The following is an 18,176-nucleotide window of genomic DNA, read 5'->3' as shown; positions in this document are numbered from 1 at the left end:
CCGGTGAACTGAAGAGCGATTTTCAGAAAACCCCGTATGTTGCGGCGATCCCCGCGATGACGATCTCCAGCCCCTGCTCGAAATGGTCGCCGTAGTCGGTGAAGATCTCCGCGCCGGCCCGCGCGGACAGCGGGAACTCGGCGAGCAACCGCGCGCGTTCGTCGATGTCGTAGCCCGCGCGCCGCTCGTCCGGCAGCGGCTGCACGCCCTGCTCCTCGATGACGTACCCGATGGTGTACGAGTACGCGGTCGACGCCGCGCGCACGGCCTGCCCGAGGCCGAACCCGGCGCCGGTGAGCAGCCGCAGGGTGTCCTCCATCTGGTGGGCGTGGTCGGTACCGGTGAACCGTGAGCCGCTGAACACCCTCGCGCCGTCACGGTAGGCGAGCAGCGCCGCGCGCAGCCCCAGGTTCGCCTTGCGCAGCCGCTCCTGCCAGGTGTCCGCCGGATCGAGCGCCGTCCCGGCGACCATCCGCCGGTACATCTCGGTCGCCATCTCGTCCAGCAGCGCCTGCTTGTCCTTGAAGTGCCAGTACAGGGCGGGCGCTTTCACATCGAGCTCCCTGGCGATGGCGCGCAGGGTCAGCCCGTCCAGGCCCGTCTCGTTCAGCAGGGCGAGGGCGGTGTCCGCGACGCGCTTGCGGTCGAGGGGGGCTCGTCGTTCCGTGGTCACGCTTGACAGCTTAACGCCGTTAAGGGCACGCTCGTGGCCAACAGCACTTAACAGCGTTAAGGAGATGGTGATGCGACACACCGACGTACTGATCGTGGGCGCCGGCCCGACCGGCCTCACCCTCGGTGTCGACCTGGCCCGGCGCGGGGTGGCCGCGCTGGTGGTGGAACGGGGCGGGACCCTCACCCCCGGCTCCCGCGGCAAGGGCCTCCAGCCGCGCACGATGGAGGTCTACGAGGATCTCGGCGTCCTGGACCGGATCCTCGCCGTCGGCGGCCCGTACCCGGTGGGCATGGTCTGGCAGGACGGCAGGCAGGCGGGCGAGCACCGGATGTTCGACCCCGCGGAGGACGGCGAGGAGGGCTCACGCTTCACCGGCCCCTGGATGGTCCCGCAGTGGCGCAACCAGGAGATCCTGCGGGCGCGGCTGGAGGAACTGGGCGGGGAGGTCGCCTTCGGCCGGGAGGTCGTACGGCTCGACCAGGACCCGCAGGGCGTGACGGCGCGCTTCGCCTCCGGCGAGCCCGTGCGCGCGCGGTACGCCGTGGCCGCCGACGGGGGACGCTCGGCGGTGCGCCGGGCGCTGGGCATCGGGATGAAGGGCGAGACGGTCGACCCGGACCCGCTCCTGGTGGCGGACGTACGGATCACCGGCCTCGACCGCGTCTGGTGGCACGTCTTCCCGCCGGCCGGGGAGGGCAAGGGCTTCATGGCGATCTGCCCGCTCGCCGGCACGGAGGACTTCCAGCTGGTGGCGCAGTTCCCCGAGGGCACGGAGATCGACCTCTCCCTCGCCGGCATCCGCGAGGTGCTGGCCGAACGCACCCACCTCGCGCCCGAGGACCTGACCGAGGTCCGCTGGTCCTCGAACTTCCGCCCCCGCGCGGCCCTGGCCGACCGCTTCCGCGAGGGCCGGATCTTCCTCGCCGGGGACGCGGCCCACGTCCACTCCCCCGCCGGCGGCCAGGGCCTCAACACCAGCGTCCAGGACGCGTACAACCTGGGCTGGAAGCTGGGGGCGGTGCTCGGCGGCCGGGCACCGGAATCGCTCCTGGACACCTACGAGGAGGAACGCCGCCCGGTGGCCGCGCACGTCCTCGGCCTGTCGACCGCGATCCACCACCAGGAGGCGCGGCGCGGCGCGGGAACCCGCCAGCTGGGCCTGAACTACCGGGACTCGTCACTGACGGAGGAGACCAGGCCGACCCCGGGTGCGGTACGCGCGGGCGACCGCGTGCCCGACCTGACGGTGAACGGCGTACGCCTCTTCGACCGCCTCCGGGGCCCGGACTGGGCGGTACTGAGCCTGGAGGAGGGCGTGTTCCTGGTCCGCCCGGACGGATACGTGGGCTGGGCGGGCGAGACGGAGAGGGGGATGGAGGAGTACCGGGTGCGCATAGGTACCTGAAGGGGCGCGGGGAACTGCGCGAGCAACCACAACGCACCCGCACTCAGAACACATCCGGCGGCACATACTCTCCCCAAACCTCCCGAAGGACCCCGCACACCTCCCCCACCGTCGCCCGAGCCCGCAGCGCGTCCCTCATCGGATACAGAACGTTCCCCTCCCCCTCCGCCGCCTCCTCCAGGGCCCCGAGGGCGGAGTCCACCGCGGTCCCGTCCCGCTCCGCCCGCAACCGCGCGAGCCGTTCCGTCTGGCCGACCTCGATCCCAGGATCCACGCGCAGCGGCTCATACGGCTCCTCCTCGTCGAGACGGAACCGGTTGACGCCCACGACGACCCGCTCACCCGCATCCGTCTCCTGCGCGATCCGGTACGCGTTCCGCTCTATCTCGCCCTTCTGGAAACCCTGTTCGATCGCCGCGACGGCCCCACCCAGTTCCCCGACCCTCCGCATCAGCTCGACCGCCGCCGCCTCCACGTCGTCCGTCATCCGCTCGACCGCGTAGGAGCCCGCGAAGGGGTCCACCGTCGCGGTCACGTCCGTCTCATGGGCAAGGACCTGTTGCGTGCGCAACGCCAGCCGCGCGCTCCGTTCCGTCGGCAGCGCGATCGCCTCGTCGAAGGAGTTGGTGTGCAGGGACTGGGTGCCGCCCAGCACCGCCGCCAGCCCCTGCACCGCCACCCGCACCAGATTCACCTCCGGCTGCTGGGCCGTCAGCTGCACGCCCGCCGTCTGGGTGTGGAACCGCAGCATCATCGACTTCGGGTCGCGCGCCCCGAACTCCTCCCGCATCACCCGCGCCCAGATCCGGCGGGCGGCACGGAACTTGGCGACCTCCTCCAGGAGCGTCGTACGGGCGACGAAGAAGAAGGACACGCGGGGCGCGAAGTCGTCGACGTCCATGCCGGCCGCGACCGCCGTACGCACGTACTCGACGCCGTCCGCGAGCGTGAACGCGATCTCCTGCACGGGCGAGGCACCCGCCTCCGCCATGTGGTAGCCGGAGACCGAGATCGTGTTCCAGCGCGGGATCTCGGCCCGGCAGTACCGGAAGATGTCGGCGGTCAGCCGGAGGGAGGGCTTCGGCGGGAAGATGTACGTCCCGCGCGCGATGTACTCCTTCAGGATGTCGTTCTGGATCGTCCCCGTGAGCAGGGACGCGCTCACCCCCTCCTCCTCGGCCACCAGTTGGTAGAGGAGGAGCAGCAGCGCCGCCGGGGCGTTGATCGTCATCGACGTCGACACCCGGTCCAGCGGGATCCCGGCGAGCAGCACCCGCATGTCGTCCACCGAGTCGATCGCGACACCCACCTTGCCGACCTCGCCGTGGGCGATCGGCGCGTCGGAGTCGTGGCCCATCTGGGTGGGGAGGTCGAAGGCCACGGACAGGCCGGCCGTGCCGTGCGCGATCAGCTGCCGGTAGCGGGCGTTGGACTCGGCCGCCGTGCCGAAACCGGCGTACTGGCGCATCGTCCAGGGCCGTCCGGTGTACATGGTCGGGTGGACTCCCCTGGTGAAGGGGTACGCGCCCGGCTCGCCCAGCCGCTCCGCCGGGTCCCAGCCAGCCAGGGCCCGCGGGCCGTACACCGGCTCCACGGGCAGTCCTGACTCCGACTCGCGCCGCATACGTGCCATGGATCCACCATGCCGCTCCGTTCCCCCGGCGTCATCCGGGGGCACCATCTGAGGCATGCGGATGCGGAGATCGATGATCGCCCTGGCCGGCACGGCGGCCCTGGTGACGGTGTGCGGCTGTACCGTGCAGACCCCCGGCCCGGACGACGACGGCAGGGCCCGCCCGCCCGTCCACATCGACGTGACGCGTACGGCGCCGGCGTCGGGGCCGGCAGCGACACCGGCACCGGTCCCGAGGCACACCGTCCGGGACGACAGACCGAGCGCGACCCCCACACCCACGCCCGCCCCCGCCGTGCTGTGGTCCCGCGGCGACTCCGGGCGGGAGGTGCGCGAACTCCAGGCCCGGCTGCGGCAGCTCGCCTGGCTCTTCGAGGGGCCGACGGGCACGTACGGCGAGCAGACCGAGAAGGCGGTGAAGGGGTTCCAGGACAAACGCGGGCTGCCGCCGACCGGGCGGACGGACACGGTCACCTGGCAGCGGCTGGTGGGGATGACCCACGAACCGGGGCAGTGGGAGCTGTATCTGATGGGTGGTCAGCCAGCCGCCGCGCCCGACCCGCGGTGTCTGACCGGACGGGTGCTGTGCATCGACAAGACGAGCCGCACCCTGCGCTGGATGATCGACGGACGGACCGTGTCGACGATGTCGGTCCGGTTCGGCTCGCAGTACACACCCACCCGGGAGGGCGTCTTCCACGTCTTCTGGAAGTCCCGCGACCATGTGTCCACGCTGTTCCACACGCCGATGCCGTACGCGATGTTCTTCAGCGGCGGGCAGGCGGTGCACTACTCGGCCGACTTCGCGGCCCGCGGTTACGTCGGCGCCTCGCACGGCTGTGTGAACGTACGGGACGAGACGGCGATCTCGGCACTCTTCGCGCAGGTCCGCAACGGCGACAAGGTCGTCGTGTCCTGGTGAGTTCCGTTGCCGGAGGGGAGTTTGAGGCGCGAGCGGGACCGGGGGAACGTGTCCCGCCCGCGCCGAGCGCACGAGCCGTAGGTACGGGGGGAACCCCCGGCTCAGTGCAAGGGCCGATGACCAGTCGGCTCACTCTCTACTGCGCCCCTCGCCCCGAAAACGTCACACCCACCGCGAACTATTTTCCGCGAGCCAACAAAACCGCAGGTCAGCCGCGATATATCGATGTCCGCCAGTGTCCGCCGGCGTCCGCCGGCGGCTACCGATGTCTACCGGTGACCGCCCGAGCCGGAGCCGTGGCCTCCACGACCACCACCGCTCCCGCCCTTCCCCGACTTCCCCGACTTCCCCGATCTGCCGGATTTGCGGGACTTGCCGGATTCACCGACACGGCTGGGGCCTGTGCCGACCGAGACGTCGTTCTGGCCGCCCGAGGTGGACCCATGGTCGTCCTGGCCGCCCCGCCCCGATTTCCCGGTGCCGCCTTTGCCGTCCTCGCCGCCCTTGCCGTCGCCGTCCCGGTCGCCGCCCGTGTCGGGAGACTTGCCGGAGGTGCCGCCGAGGACGTCCGCGCAGTACGCCGGCACGTGCGACGGTCCGCCCGCCAGGCCCTCCAGGGTGCGGCGGGGCCCGGAGTCCAGCTGCCGGCCGTCCCGCAGGTCGCGGCAGGACGAGGTCACGCCGTTCGGCCAGGTACGGCCGGCGCCCGGGTCGGCGGCGGAGTCGTCGCCCTTCGGATCACCGGTCGCGCCGCGGTCCGCGCCGTCGGTCTCCTCGGCACCGCCGTCGGGCATCACGGTGTCCGGGGTGCCGCCCGAGGCGTCCGGCGCGGGTGAGGCCGGCGGGCGCTCGCTCGCGGCGGCCGAGACGGAGGACCTTGATCCCGGTTCGGTCCCGCCGAACGGGCCCTTCAGCAGCCCGGTACCGGCCGCGGCCGCGACTCCGCCGACCATGCCGATGGCGAGCGCGGCGGCCAGGCCGAGCCGCAGGGGGCGACTCCGGCGGGGCCGGCGTCCTAGGTCCCGGCCGGTCGTCGCCTCGTCGTCGAGGTCGCTCTCGCTCCCTCGGCCGCCGATCCGGACCAGCCCGGCGTCGGCGGTGTGTGCGACCCGGACAGCACCGGCCTCCGCCCCACCGACGGCACGGGCCTGCCGAAACGCGGCCAACGCGGCGACCTCACCGACGGCACCTGAGCCTCCCTGAGTGCTGGAGCCGCCGGGGCTGACGGAGCCGCCGGGGCGCCCCAGCGCGGCGACCGCCTCCGCGGTGATCTTCTCCTCACGGGCGACCCGCTGCCCCTCGGGCGCGACCCGTGCCTCCGGAATCGCGCCCCCCGCCGTGCGCACCACGCGCGGCACCTGGGGAACCGACGCATCCGTCGCCCACGCTTCCCGCACGGCCCGTGCGTCGCGCTCCGCGCGCGCCTCCCGGAACGCGGTCAGCGCCGCGGCCTCGCCCGGAAGTTCCCCGGCGAGCTCTCCGGCGAGTTCACCGGTGGCGTCGGAAGGCGGTGTCCCCCCGGGGGCGGACAGGCCGGACAGGCCGGACAGGCCGGACAGGGCTGAGAGCGTTCGAACAAGGCGTTCGGCCTGGTCACGGACGTCGGGGGCGACAGCGTTGTCCGGTGACTCGCCGCGCAGCAGTCTCTCCGTCGTCTCGCGGTCGAGCCACCTGTTCTGCTTGTCGGCCATCACATGTCCTTCTGCGTCCTCGGGCACGCATGCGTCACAGTGGTGGACGTTACCGCGTGCGAACGCGGATCTCGCTGGGGCGGCAGGGCATCGAGCACTCCGGCCGCCTCGGGGTCGTCTCCGAGCAGCTCGGCGAGCTTCTTCAGACCGCGGTGCGCCGCCGTGCGCACCGCACCGGGCCGTTTGCCGAGGGTCTCGGCGGCGGTCTTGGCGTCCAGGCCCATCACCACCCGCAGGACGACGGCCTCGGCCTGGTCCTGGGGCAGCCGGGCGATGAGGTCGAGGGTGCGGCCGGTGGCCAGCGCCTCGATGGCCTCGCCTGCCGTGTCGGAGTCGGCGGCGTGGCCGGTCAGCTCCGTCTCGTCGCCGCCTATCACCGGGCGCCGGCCGCGCATACGGATGTGGTCCAGCGCGCGGTTGCGGGCGATACGGGCGGCCCAGCCGCGGAAGCGGTCCGCGTCGCCGGTGAACCGCTCCAGGTCCCGGGCGATCTGCAGCCAGGCCTCGGACGTCACGTCCTCGGCGTCGAGATCGCCGACGAGTGTGCGGACGTAACCGAGCAGCCGCGGGTGCACTGTGCGGTACACAGTCCGGAACGCGGTCTCGTCTCCGTCCTGTGCCGCGAGCACCGCGGCTGTCAGCTCCGCGTCGTCCCCCACGTCGTGGTTTCCTCGGTCGATGATGCGCGGTGCCAGACAAGTTCTGGACCGCAGGTCGGTGCGGTGGTCTGCCGCTTGGCCGTCCGGCGCGAAAGGCACGTTACGACCTGAAACCGCCGTACGTCCACGCTCGCAGAACATGCAACTGACTCGTGACCGCGTGAAGGTACGGCGGAGGACTGTATGAGGGTGTGACAGAAAACGCGTTCACGGCGCTGAAGGGAGTACGGGCCGCCGCGCGACCCGTGCCATGCGACGGCCGGGGCCTCTCCTGTGGGGGGTGGCGGCCCCGGCCGTTGTCTCGGCGATCCACGCCGGTCAGGCCTTCGCCGCCTCCCGCGCCGTGCGCTCCAGCCGGTCCCGGTACTCCTCCCACCACTCCTGGCCCCCCTCCGCCAGGGATTCGTTGCCCGGCACCCACCCGACCGCCCCGTCGAGGCCCTCCCGCAGGATGTCGGCGTGGCCGGCGTGCCGGGCGGCGTCGGCGATCACGCGCACGAGGAGGTGGTGCAGGGTCGTCTCGCGCCGCTCCTCCGGCCACCAGGGGACATGACCGACCGCGTCGAGCGGCAGCGCCTCGAAGGTGCGGTTCGAGTGCTCCCAGGCTCTGCGGTACAGCCCGACGATGTCCTCCCGCGACTCGTCCGCGGTGGCCCACATGTCGGCGTTGGGCTCTGCGTCCGCCCCGTACCACGCAGGCGCCGGCTCCTCGGCGGTGAACAACGGCCGTCCGAACGTGTCGCCGAAGTAGCCCAGTTCCACCCCGGCGCAGTGCTTGACCAGCCCCAGCAGGTTGGTGCCGGTGGGCGTCAGAGGGCGCCGTATGTCGTACTCCGACAGCCCGTCGAGCTTCCACAGCAGGGACTCACGGGCGTCCTGGAGGTACCGCAGCAGATCCGCCTTCGCCTTCTCTTCACTCATGCCGCCCACTGTCGCACCCACCACTGACAACGGGCCCGGCCATCGGCCCGGCCGTCAGGCCCTTCCGCGCGCTCTGCGCGAGACGACCGCCCGGAGCACCCGGCGCCCCTCCGTGCAGACGTCCAGGGCGCGGCGCAGACCGGACGGGCCGTGGGCGGCGAGGAGTTCCAGAACGGTGGCCTGGCGGCGCAGTTCGGCGGCGGCGAGGGGCGGCATGCCCTCCGTACGGCCCTGGCGGCGGGCGTCGACCGGTGTGTCGTCCTCGGCGGCGTCGAGCAGTTGGTGGATCCGCAGCGATGCGACGGAGCAGGCGTGGGCCCACTCCCGCAGCCCGGCGGCGGACGTCTCGGCCGGGGCGCCGTCCAGCATCCGCCGGACGAGCAGCGCGCCCTCGCTGCCCTCCTCCACCGGCCCCGGCTCCAGCTTGCCGCGCGCCTGTTCCAGTGCCGTGCCCCAGCCGCCGGAGCCGGTCTCGGCGAGGCTCGCCCACAGCGGGCGCAGGACCTCGTCGTCGCCGCCGAGCAGCGGCACACAGCGATCCAAACAAGCCAACCCACTGGCGGCCAGTCCGCGTTCGTCGGCCTGAGCGATCAGTTCCACCAGGCTCATCCACGTCTCCCTCGCCAGGGCACCTACCTCACGGAGCCCGCACTTGCCCTTACTGCGGGCGACGGAGCCAGACTGTCACACCGTGAATTTTCGGCCAAGGGGGGCGGGTGAACGGGCGCGGGCTCAGCGCAGTTGCCCGGCCAGTGTCCGGAACTGCGCCCAGGACAGGGACGGCGTCCGCGCGTCCCACAGCTTCTGCGCGGTCGCCGTCAGCGGCATCCGGATCCCCGCGGCGACCTGGTCCTGGGTCTGGGAGTCGGCCAGGTCGCTCCAGACCGAGAAGGTCCCGCCGAGGATCTGGGCGTCGTACCTCGCCGGCACCGGGGTCGTACCGCGCACCACGCGCGGGGTCCACTGCTCGTAGATCCGCTGTCCGGTGGGGTAGACGAAGGCGTTCGGCTCGCCGAGGACGTAGTACAGGTACTCGTCGTTGTAGTTGAGCAGCTTGCGTCCGGTGCTCAGATACTCCGTCGGGGCCCGCGCCCCGATCTCCTTGCCGGTCCAGTAGGCCACCACGAGGTCCGAGGCCGGCTTCACGGTCGTACCGCGGAAGAAGCCGTCGTTCCATACCCGCATGGTCCGGTCGTGGGCGCGGACGGTGTCGGCGCGGTCGTTGAGCCAGCCGGTCGCGAGGTCGGCGACGCCCGCGCCGGAGCCGTACCGCTGCTGGGCGGCGGTGGCGAGCTGCGGATAGGAGGCAGCCGGGCTGGACACGGTCAGGGCCTGGTACTCGTCGCCGCCGAGATGCCACTGCGCGCCCGGGAACAGGCCGGCGTACTCGTTGAGCAGGTCGTCGAGAAGCTGGGCGGAGGCGGTCTTCGAGATGTCGATCGCCCCGCGCGTGGCCACCCCGTTCACGTTGCGCAGCTGCAGTTCGGGGTGGGCGGCGAGGACGGCCCCGAGGTGCCCCGGCGAGTCGATCTCGGGCACGACGGTGATGTGCCGCGAGGCCGCCAGGTCGACGATCCTCTTCACCTGCGCCTTGGTGAGGTGCTGCGCGGACACGATCTCCGGGTGGGTGTCGGACTCGATCCGGAACGCCTGGTCGTCGGAGAAGTGCAGCCCGATCTCGTTGTACTTCAGGTCGCCCAGCTCCCGTACCCGGTCCTCGATCCAGCCCGGGCTGAAGTACTTGCGGGCGATGTCCAGCGAGAACCCGCGCTGCGGCTTGGCCGGCGCGTCCTTCACGACGCCCTCGGGGGCGGTGCGGCCCTGGTGCACCTCCTGCTTGAGCGTGCGGGTCCCGTAGAACACGCCGGTGTCCGAGGGGCCACTGATCGTGACGCCCCCGCCGCGCACGGTCATGGTGTACGACTCCGGGTTCGCGCCCGAGCCGCGGTTGACCGCCAGCCGCAGGTCCCCGGCCTTCGCGTCGCCCTTCTGCCCCGCGTACGCCATGCCCAGCTCGCCCGCGATCAGCCGGCCCTCGTCGGCGAGGCCCGGGTCGTTCACGACCACCCGGTGCCCGGCGGCGGGCCGCCACCCCGGCCCCCGCGCGGCGGTGTGGGAGCTGACGGCGGGGATGGTGCGGGGGGCGGTGGAGAGGGGGTAGGTGCGGGTCGGACTGGGGCTGGGGGTGGAGGCGGCGGAAGGCTTGGGGGGCGTGGCCGCGTCGCCGCCGGCCGAGGCGCCCTGTTCGGTCGGCTGCGCCGCCGCCGATCCCGCGGGCGCGCTCTCGCCGTCCGCGGAGGCCCACACCCCCACGCCGACCCCGAGCGCGACGACCAGCGCACCTGCTGTCACCGCACGCAGCGCCACCCGCTGCCGCGTCTCCCTCTGCGGCGCCCGCCGCCTGTGCCTGTGCCTACTCACTCAGCCAACCGTACGGCTCCTGCGCGATCGAAGCGCGCCGAAAGAGTGAGTGAGGGGCGCGGAGGGGTGCGCGGAACCCCAAGGAGTCCACAACCGGTTCCGAAACTCTCCCGTTCGAGTGAAATTCGGGCAAGCGTCGGACACGTCATGACCACTCCCGATAACGTGACGCCACACCCTTCACCGCATCCCCTGTCACACCACACGCGACGCGAGGATCCACGCTGTCTGCGCACCATCTCCCCCAGCTCACCGGCCGCCTTCCCATACCGGCGCAGACCCGGACCCCGTCGGCCCCTCTCCTGGACGCCTTCAACACCGCGCCCACCGAAGAGGCCCACCGCACCCTCCTCGCCTGCCTGCACAGCCTGCGCTGGGCCCGCAGGGTCGCGGACCACCGCCCGTACCCGACGCCCGAGGCCCTCCTGGCCGCATCGGACGAGGCGGCGTACGACCTGACGGCGGCGGATCTGGCGGAGGCGCTGGCGGCGGAGTCCCTGCCCGCACTCCCGGCGGACACATACGAAGCCGCCCACCTGGCCCTGGACGCGGCCCACGCGGCCTACGAGGCCCGATTCGGACACGCGTTCGTCATCTGCCTGGACGGCATCCCCCGGCACGAGGTCCTGGACCACGTCCTGGAAGGCATCCGGTCACGATTGACAAACGATCCGGAGGAGGAGCGGGTTGTCACAGCGGACGAACTCCGCCGCCTCGCAAGGCAACGTCTGGGCCACTTCCTCAGGGGCGCGGGGCTGTGACATGTGCGGCTCCGCCGCGGGGCGCGACCAGCCACGACGCACCCGCAGACGGCAGATAACAGCACAACCCCACCCAGATGCCGCACCGCTCACCCATACGCGTGCCAGTTTGATCACACCGGTAGTCCCGGCGTAAGCGCCACAGGCACACGTCGCTACGATGCTGGGGGCCGGAGGACCGTACCCGGCCGGGCCCGTCCGACAGCACAAGCCGGCAGGCCCCAATCCCCGCTCCCGGAGGGTTCTTCCGTGCCGGCTGGAACGCTGTACCGCGGCCGGGAAGGAATGTGGTCATGGGTGGCTCATCGAGTCACCGGCGTCCTCATCTTCTTCTTCCTGTTCGTCCACGTCCTGGACACCGCTCTCGTGCGTGTCTCCCCCGAGGACTACGACAAGGTCGTAGCCACGTACAAGACGCCGATCGTGGCCGTGTTGGAGTACGGCCTCGTCGCCGCCATCCTCTTCCACGCGCTCAACGGCCTGCGGGTCATCGCCGTCGACTTCTGGTCGAAGGGCCCGCGCTACCAGAAGCAGATGCTCTGGAGCGTCGTAGGCATCTGGGTCGTGCTGATGCTCGGGGCGATCTACCCCGTCCTCGGCCACGCCGCTCGTGAAGTGTTCGGGAGCTGACACCGATGGCCACCACTGAAACCACCGCGTCCGGGATCGGCCCCGTAGAGGGCCCGCCCCTCTACGACGTCGACAACCCCGCGCCCCTCATCGAGGCCCCGCGCCAGCGCACCAGGAAGACCCCGCGCTCGACCCGCGGCAACTTCGAGATGGCCGCGTGGCTGTTCATGCGGCTGTCCGGTGTCGTCCTGGTCGTCCTGGTCATCGGCCACCTGCTGATCCAGCTGGTGCTGGACGGCGGCGTGTCGAAGATCGGCTTCGCCTTCGTGGCGGGCCGCTGGGCGTCGCCGTTCTGGCAGGTCTGGGATCTCCTGATGCTGTGGCTCGCGATGCTGCACGGAGCCAACGGGCTGCGGACGGTCATCAACGACTACGCGGAGCGCGCGAACACCCGGCTGTGGCTGAAGGGCCTGCTCTACACCGCCACGGTGTTCACCATCCTGCTGGGCACGCTGGTGATCTTCACCTTCGACCCGAACATCCGCTAGGCCACGGGACTGAGGGACTGAGGAATTCTGATGAAGATCCACAAGTACGACACCGTCATCGTCGGCGCGGGTGGTGCCGGCATGCGCGCCGCCATCGAGTCGACGAAGCGCAGCCGCACCGCCGTGCTCACCAAGCTCTACCCGACCCGCTCCCACACGGGCGCCGCGCAGGGCGGCATGGCCGCCGCGCTGGCCAACGTGGAGGAGGACAACTGGGAGTGGCACACCTTCGACACGATCAAGGGCGGTGACTACCTGGTCGACCAGGACGCCGCCGAGATCCTGGCGAAGGAGGCCATCGACTCCGTCCTCGACCTGGAGAAGATGGGCCTGCCGTTCAACCGGACCCCGAACGGCACCATCGACCAGCGCCGCTTCGGCGGTCACAGCCGCAACCACGGCGAGGCCCCGGTCCGCCGCTCCTGCTACGCGGCCGACCGCACCGGTCACATGATCCTCCAGACGCTGTACCAGAACTGTGTGAAGGAGGGCGTGGAGTTCTTCAACGAGTTCTACGTCCTCGACCAGCTGATCACCGAGGTCGACGGCGTCAAGCGGTCGGCGGGCGTGGTCGCCTACGAACTGGCGACCGGCGAGCTGCACGTCTTCCAGGCGAAGGCCGTGATCTACGCGTCCGGTGGCTGCGGCAAGTTCTTCAAGGTGACGTCGAACGCGCACACGCTGACCGGCGACGGCCAGGCGGCGGTCTACCGCCGCGGGCTGCCCCTGGAGGACATGGAGTTCTTCCAGTTCCACCCGACCGGCATCTGGCGCATGGGCATCCTGCTGACGGAGGGCGCCCGCGGTGAGGGCGGCATCCTCCGCAACAAGGACGGCGAGCGCTTCATGGAGAAGTACGCGCCGGTCATGAAGGACCTCGCGTCCCGGGACGTGGTGTCCCGCTCCATCTACACGGAGATCCGCGAGGGCCGGGGCTGCGGCCCCGAGGGCGACCACGTCTACCTGGACCTCACGCACCTCCCGCCGGAGCAGCTGGACGCCAAGCTCCCGGACATCACGGAGTTCGCGCGCACCTACCTGGGCATCGAGCCGTACACGGACCCGATCCCGATCCAGCCCACCGCGCACTACGCGATGGGCGGCATCCCGACGAACGTCGAGGGTGAGGTGCTGATCGACAACACGACGGTCGTCCCCGGCCTGTACGCGGCCGGTGAGGTCGCCTGTGTGTCCGTCCACGGCGCGAACCGCCTCGGCACGAACAGCCTCCTGGACATCAACGTCTTCGGCCGCCGCGCGGGCATCGCCGCCGCCGAGTACAGCCAGAAGGCGGAGTACGTCGAGCTTCCGGAGAACCCGGCGGAGCTGGTCGTCTCCCAGATCGAGCACCTGCGCACCTCGACGGGCACGGAGCGCGTCTCCGTCCTGCGCCGTGAGCTGCAGGAGACCATGGACGCGAACGTCATGGTGTTCCGCACCGAGCAGACGATCAAGACGGCCGTGGAGAAGATCGCCGAGCTGCGCGAGCGCTACCGGAACGTCTCGATCCAGGACAAGGGCCGGCGTTTCAACACCGACCTCCTGGAGGCCGTCGAGCTGGGCAACCTGCTCGACCTGGCCGAGGTCATGGCGGTCTCCGCGCTCGCCCGCAAGGAGTCCCGCGGCGGTCACTACCGCGAGGACTACCCCAACCGCGACGACGTCAACTTCATGCGCCACACCATGGCGTACCGCGAGGTCGGCGCCGACGGGACGGAGTCCATTCGTCTCGACTACAAGCCGGTCGTCCAGACCCGCTACCAGCCGATGGAGCGTAAGTACTGATGGCAACCCCTGTTCTGGACAAGGTCGAGGCGGAGTCCGCGGCTTCCCCCTACATCACGGTCACCTTCCGGGTCCGCCGCTTCAACCCGGAGGTCTCGGCCGAGGCGACGTGGGAAGACTTCCAGCTGGAGATCGACCCCAAGGAGCGCGTCCTCGACGGCCTCCACAAGATCAAGTGGGATGTCGACGGCACCCTGACGTTCCGTCGCTCCTGCGCCCACGGCATCTGCGGCTCGGACGCGATGCGGATCAACGGCAAGAACCGCCTCGCCTGCAAGACGCTGATCAAGGACCTCAACCCCGAGAAGCCGATCACGGTCGAGCCCATAAAGGGCCTGACGGTCCTGAAGGACCTGGTCGTCGACATGGACCCGTTCTTCCAGGCGTACCGCGACGTGATGCCCTTCCTCATCACGAAGGACACGAACGAGCCGACGCGGGAACGCCTCCAGACGGCCGAGGACCGCGAGCGCTTCGACGACACCACGAAGTGCATCCTCTGCGCGGCCTGCACGTCCTCCTGCCCGGTCTTCTGGAACGACGGCCAGTACTTCGGCCCGGCGGCCATCGTCAACGCGCACCGCTTCATCTTCGACAGCCGTGACGAAGCGGGCGAGCAGCGCCTCGAGATCCTGAACGACCGCGACGGCGTCTGGCGCTGCCGCACCACGTTCAACTGCACGGACGCCTGCCCGCGCGGCATCGAGGTCACCAAGGCGATCGCCGAGGTGAAGAAGGCACTGATCACGCGCCGCTTCTGACTCCGTCGGCTTCGGTACGTCCACGAGGGCCCCGTCTCCACTGGAGGCGGGGCCCTCGGGCGCGTCGCGCCACGATCGGGCGAACGTGATCAAGAAGGACGCCGGGGTGGTGTCCGGCCTACGATGATGCTCTCGGCACCACCCACAGGAGGCACCGATGTCCGCAGCAGCCGTCGAGCAGCAGCCGCACGACGACATCTCGCTGACGGCCCTGGCCGAAGAGATCATGGAACGCCATCCGGGGTATCGCGTCGAGATCATCGGAGGCCAGATCCTCGTGACCCCGTCCCCGGACGCTGCCCATGCCTGGGCCTTGACCGATCTTCTGCTCCCCTTCGCCATGGCGGGGCTCCACGGTGGCGAGACGGCTGTCCTCCAGAACGTCAGCATCTGGCTCCCCGACGGTCCCGAGGACTTCGCCACTCCCGACCTCTGCGTAGTCGACGCCGACATCTACGACCACCACATCGAGCGCAACTGCTACGACGCCGTCGCTTTCCGCCTGGTCCTGGAGGTGACCTCCAGCAACTGGAAGACGGATCTGCACACCAAGGTCACCGCCTACGCCAACGCCGACGTCCCGGTCTACGTGATCGTCGACCGCAAACACCAGCGACTTCACGTCCTCACCAACCCCACGCAGGACGAGTACGCCACGCACCGCGTGCACTCCCCAGGCGAGTTGGTCACCCTGCCCGACTCCATCGGGGCCCAGGTGAAGCTCGACGTCACGGAGATCCTCGGCCGGGCCGGCTGAAGACAAGCGACTGAGCCGTCACCACGCGGCGTACCACTCCGGGTCACCGCCGCCGAGGCGGCGCCGGAGGTAGTCCTCCAGGTTGTTGGCCACCCAGCGCCGGCTGTCGCTCTCGTGGTCCCAGACGAAAACGTCCGGCCGCCCGGGCTTGACGACAAAGGCGAACAGGTCACCGCCGCCGCTCTCCCCGAAGAACAACAGCGGATCGAACGGCATATAGAGCCCCCGGAACTCGGCCGAACTCCGGAACTCCAGATTCCGGTCGACGACCTCACCCACCGAACACACGATGCCGGCCCCGTACTTGTCACGAGCGCCGTCCGTCACACTCCAGAAGTCCTTCAGCACGGCAGGCAGCGGATGCCCCAACACCACTTCCGCGACCCGCATTTCCTCCTCGCAGCCGGGTCCGCCCTTGAGGTCCACGTCCGCCGACAGCGAGGAGATGAGCTCGATCCACATGCGCTCATCCTTCACGAGGCCCCGGTCCCGCGTCCATTGATGGCTGTCAGATCGATCTCGATGTCGAAAGGTACGGGGACCTTGAGGCGGTCGTGGAAGATGCCGGTGAGGCCGTAGGAATTCGTGGCGGGTCGAGCTCGTAGACGTAGACGTAGACGACCGGGTAACTCGACCCGCCAGAAGTGCGGCACGCCTGCTGCCGTGTACTTACGGGGTTTGACCTCGCGGTCCCGCTCACGCGAGTCGGCGGAGACGACCTCGACGGCGAGGAGGACGTCTTCGGGTTCGTACCAGGTCTGATGGGGACCTGTGTTCGCCTCAAGAGGGAAGACGATGATATCCGGCTGAGGCCGGTTCTCGGCATCCAGCCAGATCGTCGTCTCCCGCAGGACATCCAGGTGTTCAGGCGCCTACTCCAAGAGCCGCGTCTGCGGGCTCCTTGGGACCAGGCTCCCGTCGATCAACTCCGTGTGCGGCGGGAGGCCCGGAATCCGGTCGAGGTCGTCCGCGGTCCAGCCTCCGGCGGGCGGAGTCGGCCAGCGGTACGCGGGCTCGTCGTCCGGCCGGTCATCGGATGCGGCGCTCGTCGGTGCTCCCATGGGAGGGAGTCTCACCCGTCGATTCGGCGCACCCGGGGCCAACCCCAGCCGGCCTCACCTCAACGAGTGATCCACCCGCCCGCTGGAGACGACCTCGCACCACAGAAGCTTCCCGCCCCGCCCCGAGAGACCACCCCATGCCTCCGCGTACTGACACACGAGAAACAGCCCTCGCCCACCGTCCGCTTCCGCAGACACCGGTCCGACGACCCCGGACCACTTGTCGAAGGGCGGCGGAACATACGGATTGGCGTCCCAGACGCTCACCCGGAGTCTGCTGCGGGTGACTCCGGACAACCGGAGTGTCGAGGACCCGGTGGAGTACCGGTAGGCATTGGTGACCAGCTCCGTCGCCACCAGCTCGGCCGTGTCCTGGAGTTGGGCCATGCCATGACCGGCAAGGACGGCCCGAAGGGTGACCCTGGCGATGCGGGCGGCCCGTGGGTCGCGAGGCAGTTGGAGCGCGTACGCCCAAGTTGATGACCCTTCGCACTCCGACGGCGATACGGTGACCATGGATGAACGCCTCCTGCGGTGGGGGGTGTTGGCTCGCTCGACAGCCCGGCCGGGCGGTGGCAGTGCCGCGATGCGGTGCGCTTCCGGGGTATCGGCGGGGCCGGTTGAGCGGTTCGGGACTCACCGTAAACTGCAGACCCTGAAGGTTTTGCTGATATCAGCAAAACCTTCAGGGTTTTAACTCGTGTGAGTGACCACCACGCCAGGTGTACGGAACGGAACGAGGACATGGCCCCCCGAAGCACCCCCACCGCACGCCGCCTTCGCATCGGCATCGAGCTGCGCCGTCTGCGGGAAAGGGCAGGCATGACCGCCGCCGAGGCCGCCCGTTCCCTGGGCACCACCCAGGCGCAGATCAGCAACATCGAGGCCAACCGCTTCGGCATCAGCGCGGAACGCGTACACACCCTCGCCCACATCTACAGCTGTACGGACGAGCCCCTCGTCGACGCCCTCGCCGCCATGGCAGCGAACCGGACACGTGGCTGGTGGGAGGAGTACCGGGACACCCTGCCGCCCCGCCTGCTGGACCTCGCCGAGCTGGAACACCACGCCACCGCCCTGCGCGTCACCCAGGTCATCAACATCCCCGGCCTGCTCCAGACCCCGGAACACGCCCGCGCATTGTTCCGGGAGGCCGTCCCGGCCCTGCGCCCGCACGAGATCGAGTTCCGCGTCTCCCATCGCATCAAGCGCCAGACCGTCCTCCACCGCGAGCAGCCGCCGCCGTACACCGCGATCGTTCACGAGGCCGCCTTGCGGATGCAGTTCGGTGGGCGCGAGGTGGCCAGGGCCCAACTGGCCTACCTGGCCGAGGCCGGCGAACAGCCCAACGTCAGCGTCCGGGTGATTCCGTTCAACGGCACCTCGTTCCCCACCACGGGCCACGCCGTCGACTACTTCCACGGTCCGGTGCCGACCCTCGACACCGTGGAGGTCGACACTGCACACGGCAGTGAACTCGTCGATGCGTCAGGACAGTTGGAGAAGTACCGTCTCGTCTTGGACCGTATGGAGTCGGTCGCCCTGAAACCCGCCGCCTCCCGCGACCTCATTCACCTCATCACCCGGGACATCTGAGAGACGAGA

At 70.3% G+C, this 18,176-nt stretch carries 18 protein-coding genes and 1 pseudogene; 9 read left to right on the top strand and 10 right to left on the bottom strand.

Going from position 1 to position 18,176, the window contains the following annotated elements:
* Nucleotides 1–22: 22 nt before the first annotated feature.
* Entirely contained in the window at nt 23–673 is a 651-nt protein-coding gene (locus tag ACFPIH_RS09295; RefSeq protein WP_381165622.1) for a TetR/AcrR family transcriptional regulator C-terminal domain-containing protein, read from the bottom strand.
* A gap of 70 nt (nt 674–743) precedes the next feature.
* On the opposite strand from ACFPIH_RS09295, the gene ACFPIH_RS09290 reads away from it, so the two are divergent.
* Entirely contained in the window at nt 744–2,081 is a 1,338-nt protein-coding gene (locus ACFPIH_RS09290) for an FAD-dependent monooxygenase (protein WP_381165624.1), read from the top strand.
* A gap of 43 nt (nt 2,082–2,124) precedes the next feature.
* Here ACFPIH_RS09290 and ACFPIH_RS09285 read toward each other — a convergent pair whose 3' ends face one another.
* Nucleotides 2,125–3,705: an acyl-CoA mutase large subunit family protein gene (locus tag ACFPIH_RS09285; protein WP_381165808.1), complete on the bottom strand. Its 1,581-nt coding sequence runs from the start codon at nt 3,703–3,705 to the stop codon at nt 2,125–2,127.
* A 64-nt stretch (nt 3,706–3,769) separates the two neighbouring features.
* Here ACFPIH_RS09285 and ACFPIH_RS09280 point away from each other — a divergent pair, with 64 nt between their 5' ends.
* The gene (locus ACFPIH_RS09280; RefSeq protein ID WP_381165626.1) at nt 3,770–4,636 is read left to right on the top strand and encodes a L,D-transpeptidase family protein; all 867 of its coding nucleotides are present in this window, start codon (nt 3,770–3,772) and stop codon (nt 4,634–4,636) included.
* 269 nt (nt 4,637–4,905) lie between these two features.
* Here the strand turns inward: ACFPIH_RS09280 and ACFPIH_RS09275 are convergent, their stop codons facing one another.
* The 5 genes from ACFPIH_RS09275 to ACFPIH_RS09255 form a co-directional block, all read right to left on the bottom strand.
* Entirely contained in the window at nt 4,906–6,327 is a 1,422-nt protein-coding gene (locus ACFPIH_RS09275; protein WP_381165628.1) for a hypothetical protein, read from the bottom strand.
* The gene (locus tag ACFPIH_RS09270; protein ID WP_381165630.1) at nt 6,327–6,986 is read right to left on the bottom strand and encodes an RNA polymerase sigma factor; all 660 of its coding nucleotides are present in this window, start codon (nt 6,984–6,986) and stop codon (nt 6,327–6,329) included. The genes ACFPIH_RS09275 and ACFPIH_RS09270 overlap by 1 nt, the downstream gene beginning before the upstream one ends.
* 318 nt (nt 6,987–7,304) lie before the next feature.
* Nucleotides 7,305–7,907 (bottom strand): DinB family protein, encoded by a 603-nt coding sequence (locus tag ACFPIH_RS09265; protein WP_381165632.1) that lies wholly within the window; start codon nt 7,905–7,907, stop codon nt 7,305–7,307.
* A 54-nt stretch (nt 7,908–7,961) separates the two neighbouring features.
* Nucleotides 7,962–8,516 (bottom strand): hypothetical protein, encoded by a 555-nt coding sequence (locus ACFPIH_RS09260; protein WP_381165634.1) that lies wholly within the window; start codon nt 8,514–8,516, stop codon nt 7,962–7,964.
* Nucleotides 8,517–8,639: 123 nt separating this feature from the next.
* Nucleotides 8,640–10,274, bottom strand: coding sequence for a beta-N-acetylhexosaminidase (locus ACFPIH_RS09255; RefSeq protein WP_381165636.1), 1,635 nt, complete (start codon nt 10,272–10,274; stop codon nt 8,640–8,642).
* A gap of 278 nt (nt 10,275–10,552) precedes the next feature.
* Between ACFPIH_RS09255 and ACFPIH_RS09250 the strand changes: the two genes are divergently transcribed.
* The 6 genes from ACFPIH_RS09250 (at nt 10,553) to ACFPIH_RS09225 (ending at nt 15,510) form a co-directional block, all read left to right on the top strand.
* On the top strand, nt 10,553–11,089 hold the full coding sequence (locus ACFPIH_RS09250) for a 2-oxo-4-hydroxy-4-carboxy-5-ureidoimidazoline decarboxylase (RefSeq protein WP_381165810.1): 537 nt from the start codon (nt 10,553–10,555) through the stop codon (nt 11,087–11,089).
* A 249-nt stretch (nt 11,090–11,338) separates the two neighbouring features.
* Entirely contained in the window at nt 11,339–11,719 is a 381-nt protein-coding gene (sdhC, locus tag ACFPIH_RS09245) for a succinate dehydrogenase, cytochrome b556 subunit (RefSeq protein WP_381165638.1), read from the top strand.
* A gap of 5 nt (nt 11,720–11,724) precedes the next feature.
* On the top strand, nt 11,725–12,207 hold the full coding sequence (locus ACFPIH_RS09240; protein WP_381165640.1) for a succinate dehydrogenase hydrophobic membrane anchor subunit: 483 nt from the start codon (nt 11,725–11,727) through the stop codon (nt 12,205–12,207).
* Nucleotides 12,208–12,237: 30 nt separating this feature from the next.
* A complete protein-coding gene (gene sdhA / locus ACFPIH_RS09235; RefSeq protein ID WP_381165642.1) occupies nt 12,238–13,992 on the top strand; it encodes a succinate dehydrogenase flavoprotein subunit in 1,755 nt (584 codons plus the stop codon).
* The gene (locus tag ACFPIH_RS09230; protein WP_381165644.1) at nt 13,992–14,753 is read left to right on the top strand and encodes a succinate dehydrogenase iron-sulfur subunit; all 762 of its coding nucleotides are present in this window, start codon (nt 13,992–13,994) and stop codon (nt 14,751–14,753) included. Before sdhA ends, ACFPIH_RS09230 begins: the two co-directional genes overlap by 1 nt.
* A gap of 157 nt (nt 14,754–14,910) precedes the next feature.
* Nucleotides 14,911–15,510 (top strand): Uma2 family endonuclease, encoded by a 600-nt coding sequence (locus ACFPIH_RS09225; protein WP_381165646.1) that lies wholly within the window; start codon nt 14,911–14,913, stop codon nt 15,508–15,510.
* A gap of 18 nt (nt 15,511–15,528) precedes the next feature.
* Here the strand turns inward: ACFPIH_RS09225 and ACFPIH_RS09220 are convergent, their stop codons facing one another.
* The 3 genes and pseudogenes from ACFPIH_RS09220 to ACFPIH_RS09210 all read right to left on the bottom strand — a co-directional run bounded on the left by ACFPIH_RS09220 (nt 15,529) and on the right by ACFPIH_RS09210 (nt 17,087).
* Entirely contained in the window at nt 15,529–15,972 is a 444-nt protein-coding gene (locus ACFPIH_RS09220) for an SMI1/KNR4 family protein (RefSeq protein WP_381165648.1), read from the bottom strand.
* 11 nt (nt 15,973–15,983) lie between these two features.
* Nucleotides 15,984–16,571 (bottom strand): annotated as a pseudogene (locus tag ACFPIH_RS09215) (Uma2 family endonuclease).
* 54 nt (nt 16,572–16,625) lie between these two features.
* Complete coding sequence (locus ACFPIH_RS09210; RefSeq protein WP_381165650.1) at nt 16,626–17,087, bottom strand: ATP-binding protein; 462 nt, start codon at nt 17,085–17,087, stop codon at nt 16,626–16,628.
* A 228-nt stretch (nt 17,088–17,315) separates the two neighbouring features.
* Here ACFPIH_RS09210 and ACFPIH_RS09205 point away from each other — a divergent pair, with 228 nt between their 5' ends.
* Complete coding sequence (locus ACFPIH_RS09205; protein ID WP_381165652.1) at nt 17,316–18,167, top strand: helix-turn-helix domain-containing protein; 852 nt, start codon at nt 17,316–17,318, stop codon at nt 18,165–18,167.
* The last annotated feature ends 9 nt before the right edge of the window (nt 18,168–18,176 follow it).

The organism is Streptomyces vulcanius, from assembly GCF_042653945.1.
In the GTDB taxonomy this organism is placed as follows: domain Bacteria; phylum Actinomycetota; class Actinomycetes; order Streptomycetales; family Streptomycetaceae; genus Streptomyces; species Streptomyces mangrovi.
Note: the sequence above shows the minus strand (reverse complement) of the source record. Positions and strands in the feature narration are given on the sequence as shown.

Excerpts from the sequence above, each read along its gene's own strand:
- ACFPIH_RS09290 (WP_381165624.1), top strand. The coding sequence starts at position 744 with ATGCGACACACCGACGTACTGATCGTGGGCGCCGGCCCGACCGGCCTC.
- ACFPIH_RS09285 (WP_381165808.1), bottom strand. The coding sequence starts at position 3,705 with ATGCGGCGCGAGTCGGAGTCAGGACTGCCCGTGGAGCCGGTGTACGGC.
- ACFPIH_RS09280 (WP_381165626.1), top strand. The coding sequence starts at position 3,770 with ATGCGGATGCGGAGATCGATGATCGCCCTGGCCGGCACGGCGGCCCTG.
- ACFPIH_RS09275 (WP_381165628.1), bottom strand. The coding sequence starts at position 6,327 with ATGGCCGACAAGCAGAACAGGTGGCTCGACCGCGAGACGACGGAGAGA.
- ACFPIH_RS09265 (WP_381165632.1), bottom strand. The coding sequence starts at position 7,907 with ATGAGTGAAGAGAAGGCGAAGGCGGATCTGCTGCGGTACCTCCAGGAC.
- ACFPIH_RS09260 (WP_381165634.1), bottom strand. The coding sequence starts at position 8,516 with ATGAGCCTGGTGGAACTGATCGCTCAGGCCGACGAACGCGGACTGGCC.
- ACFPIH_RS09240 (WP_381165640.1), top strand. The coding sequence starts at position 11,725 with ATGGCCACCACTGAAACCACCGCGTCCGGGATCGGCCCCGTAGAGGGC.
- sdhA (WP_381165642.1), top strand. The coding sequence starts at position 12,238 with ATGAAGATCCACAAGTACGACACCGTCATCGTCGGCGCGGGTGGTGCC.
- ACFPIH_RS09230 (WP_381165644.1), top strand. The coding sequence starts at position 13,992 with ATGGCAACCCCTGTTCTGGACAAGGTCGAGGCGGAGTCCGCGGCTTCC.
- ACFPIH_RS09225 (WP_381165646.1), top strand. The coding sequence starts at position 14,911 with ATGTCCGCAGCAGCCGTCGAGCAGCAGCCGCACGACGACATCTCGCTG.
- ACFPIH_RS09220 (WP_381165648.1), bottom strand. The coding sequence starts at position 15,972 with ATGTGGATCGAGCTCATCTCCTCGCTGTCGGCGGACGTGGACCTCAAG.
- ACFPIH_RS09210 (WP_381165650.1), bottom strand. The coding sequence starts at position 17,087 with ATGGTCACCGTATCGCCGTCGGAGTGCGAAGGGTCATCAACTTGGGCG.
- ACFPIH_RS09205 (WP_381165652.1), top strand. The coding sequence starts at position 17,316 with ATGGCCCCCCGAAGCACCCCCACCGCACGCCGCCTTCGCATCGGCATC.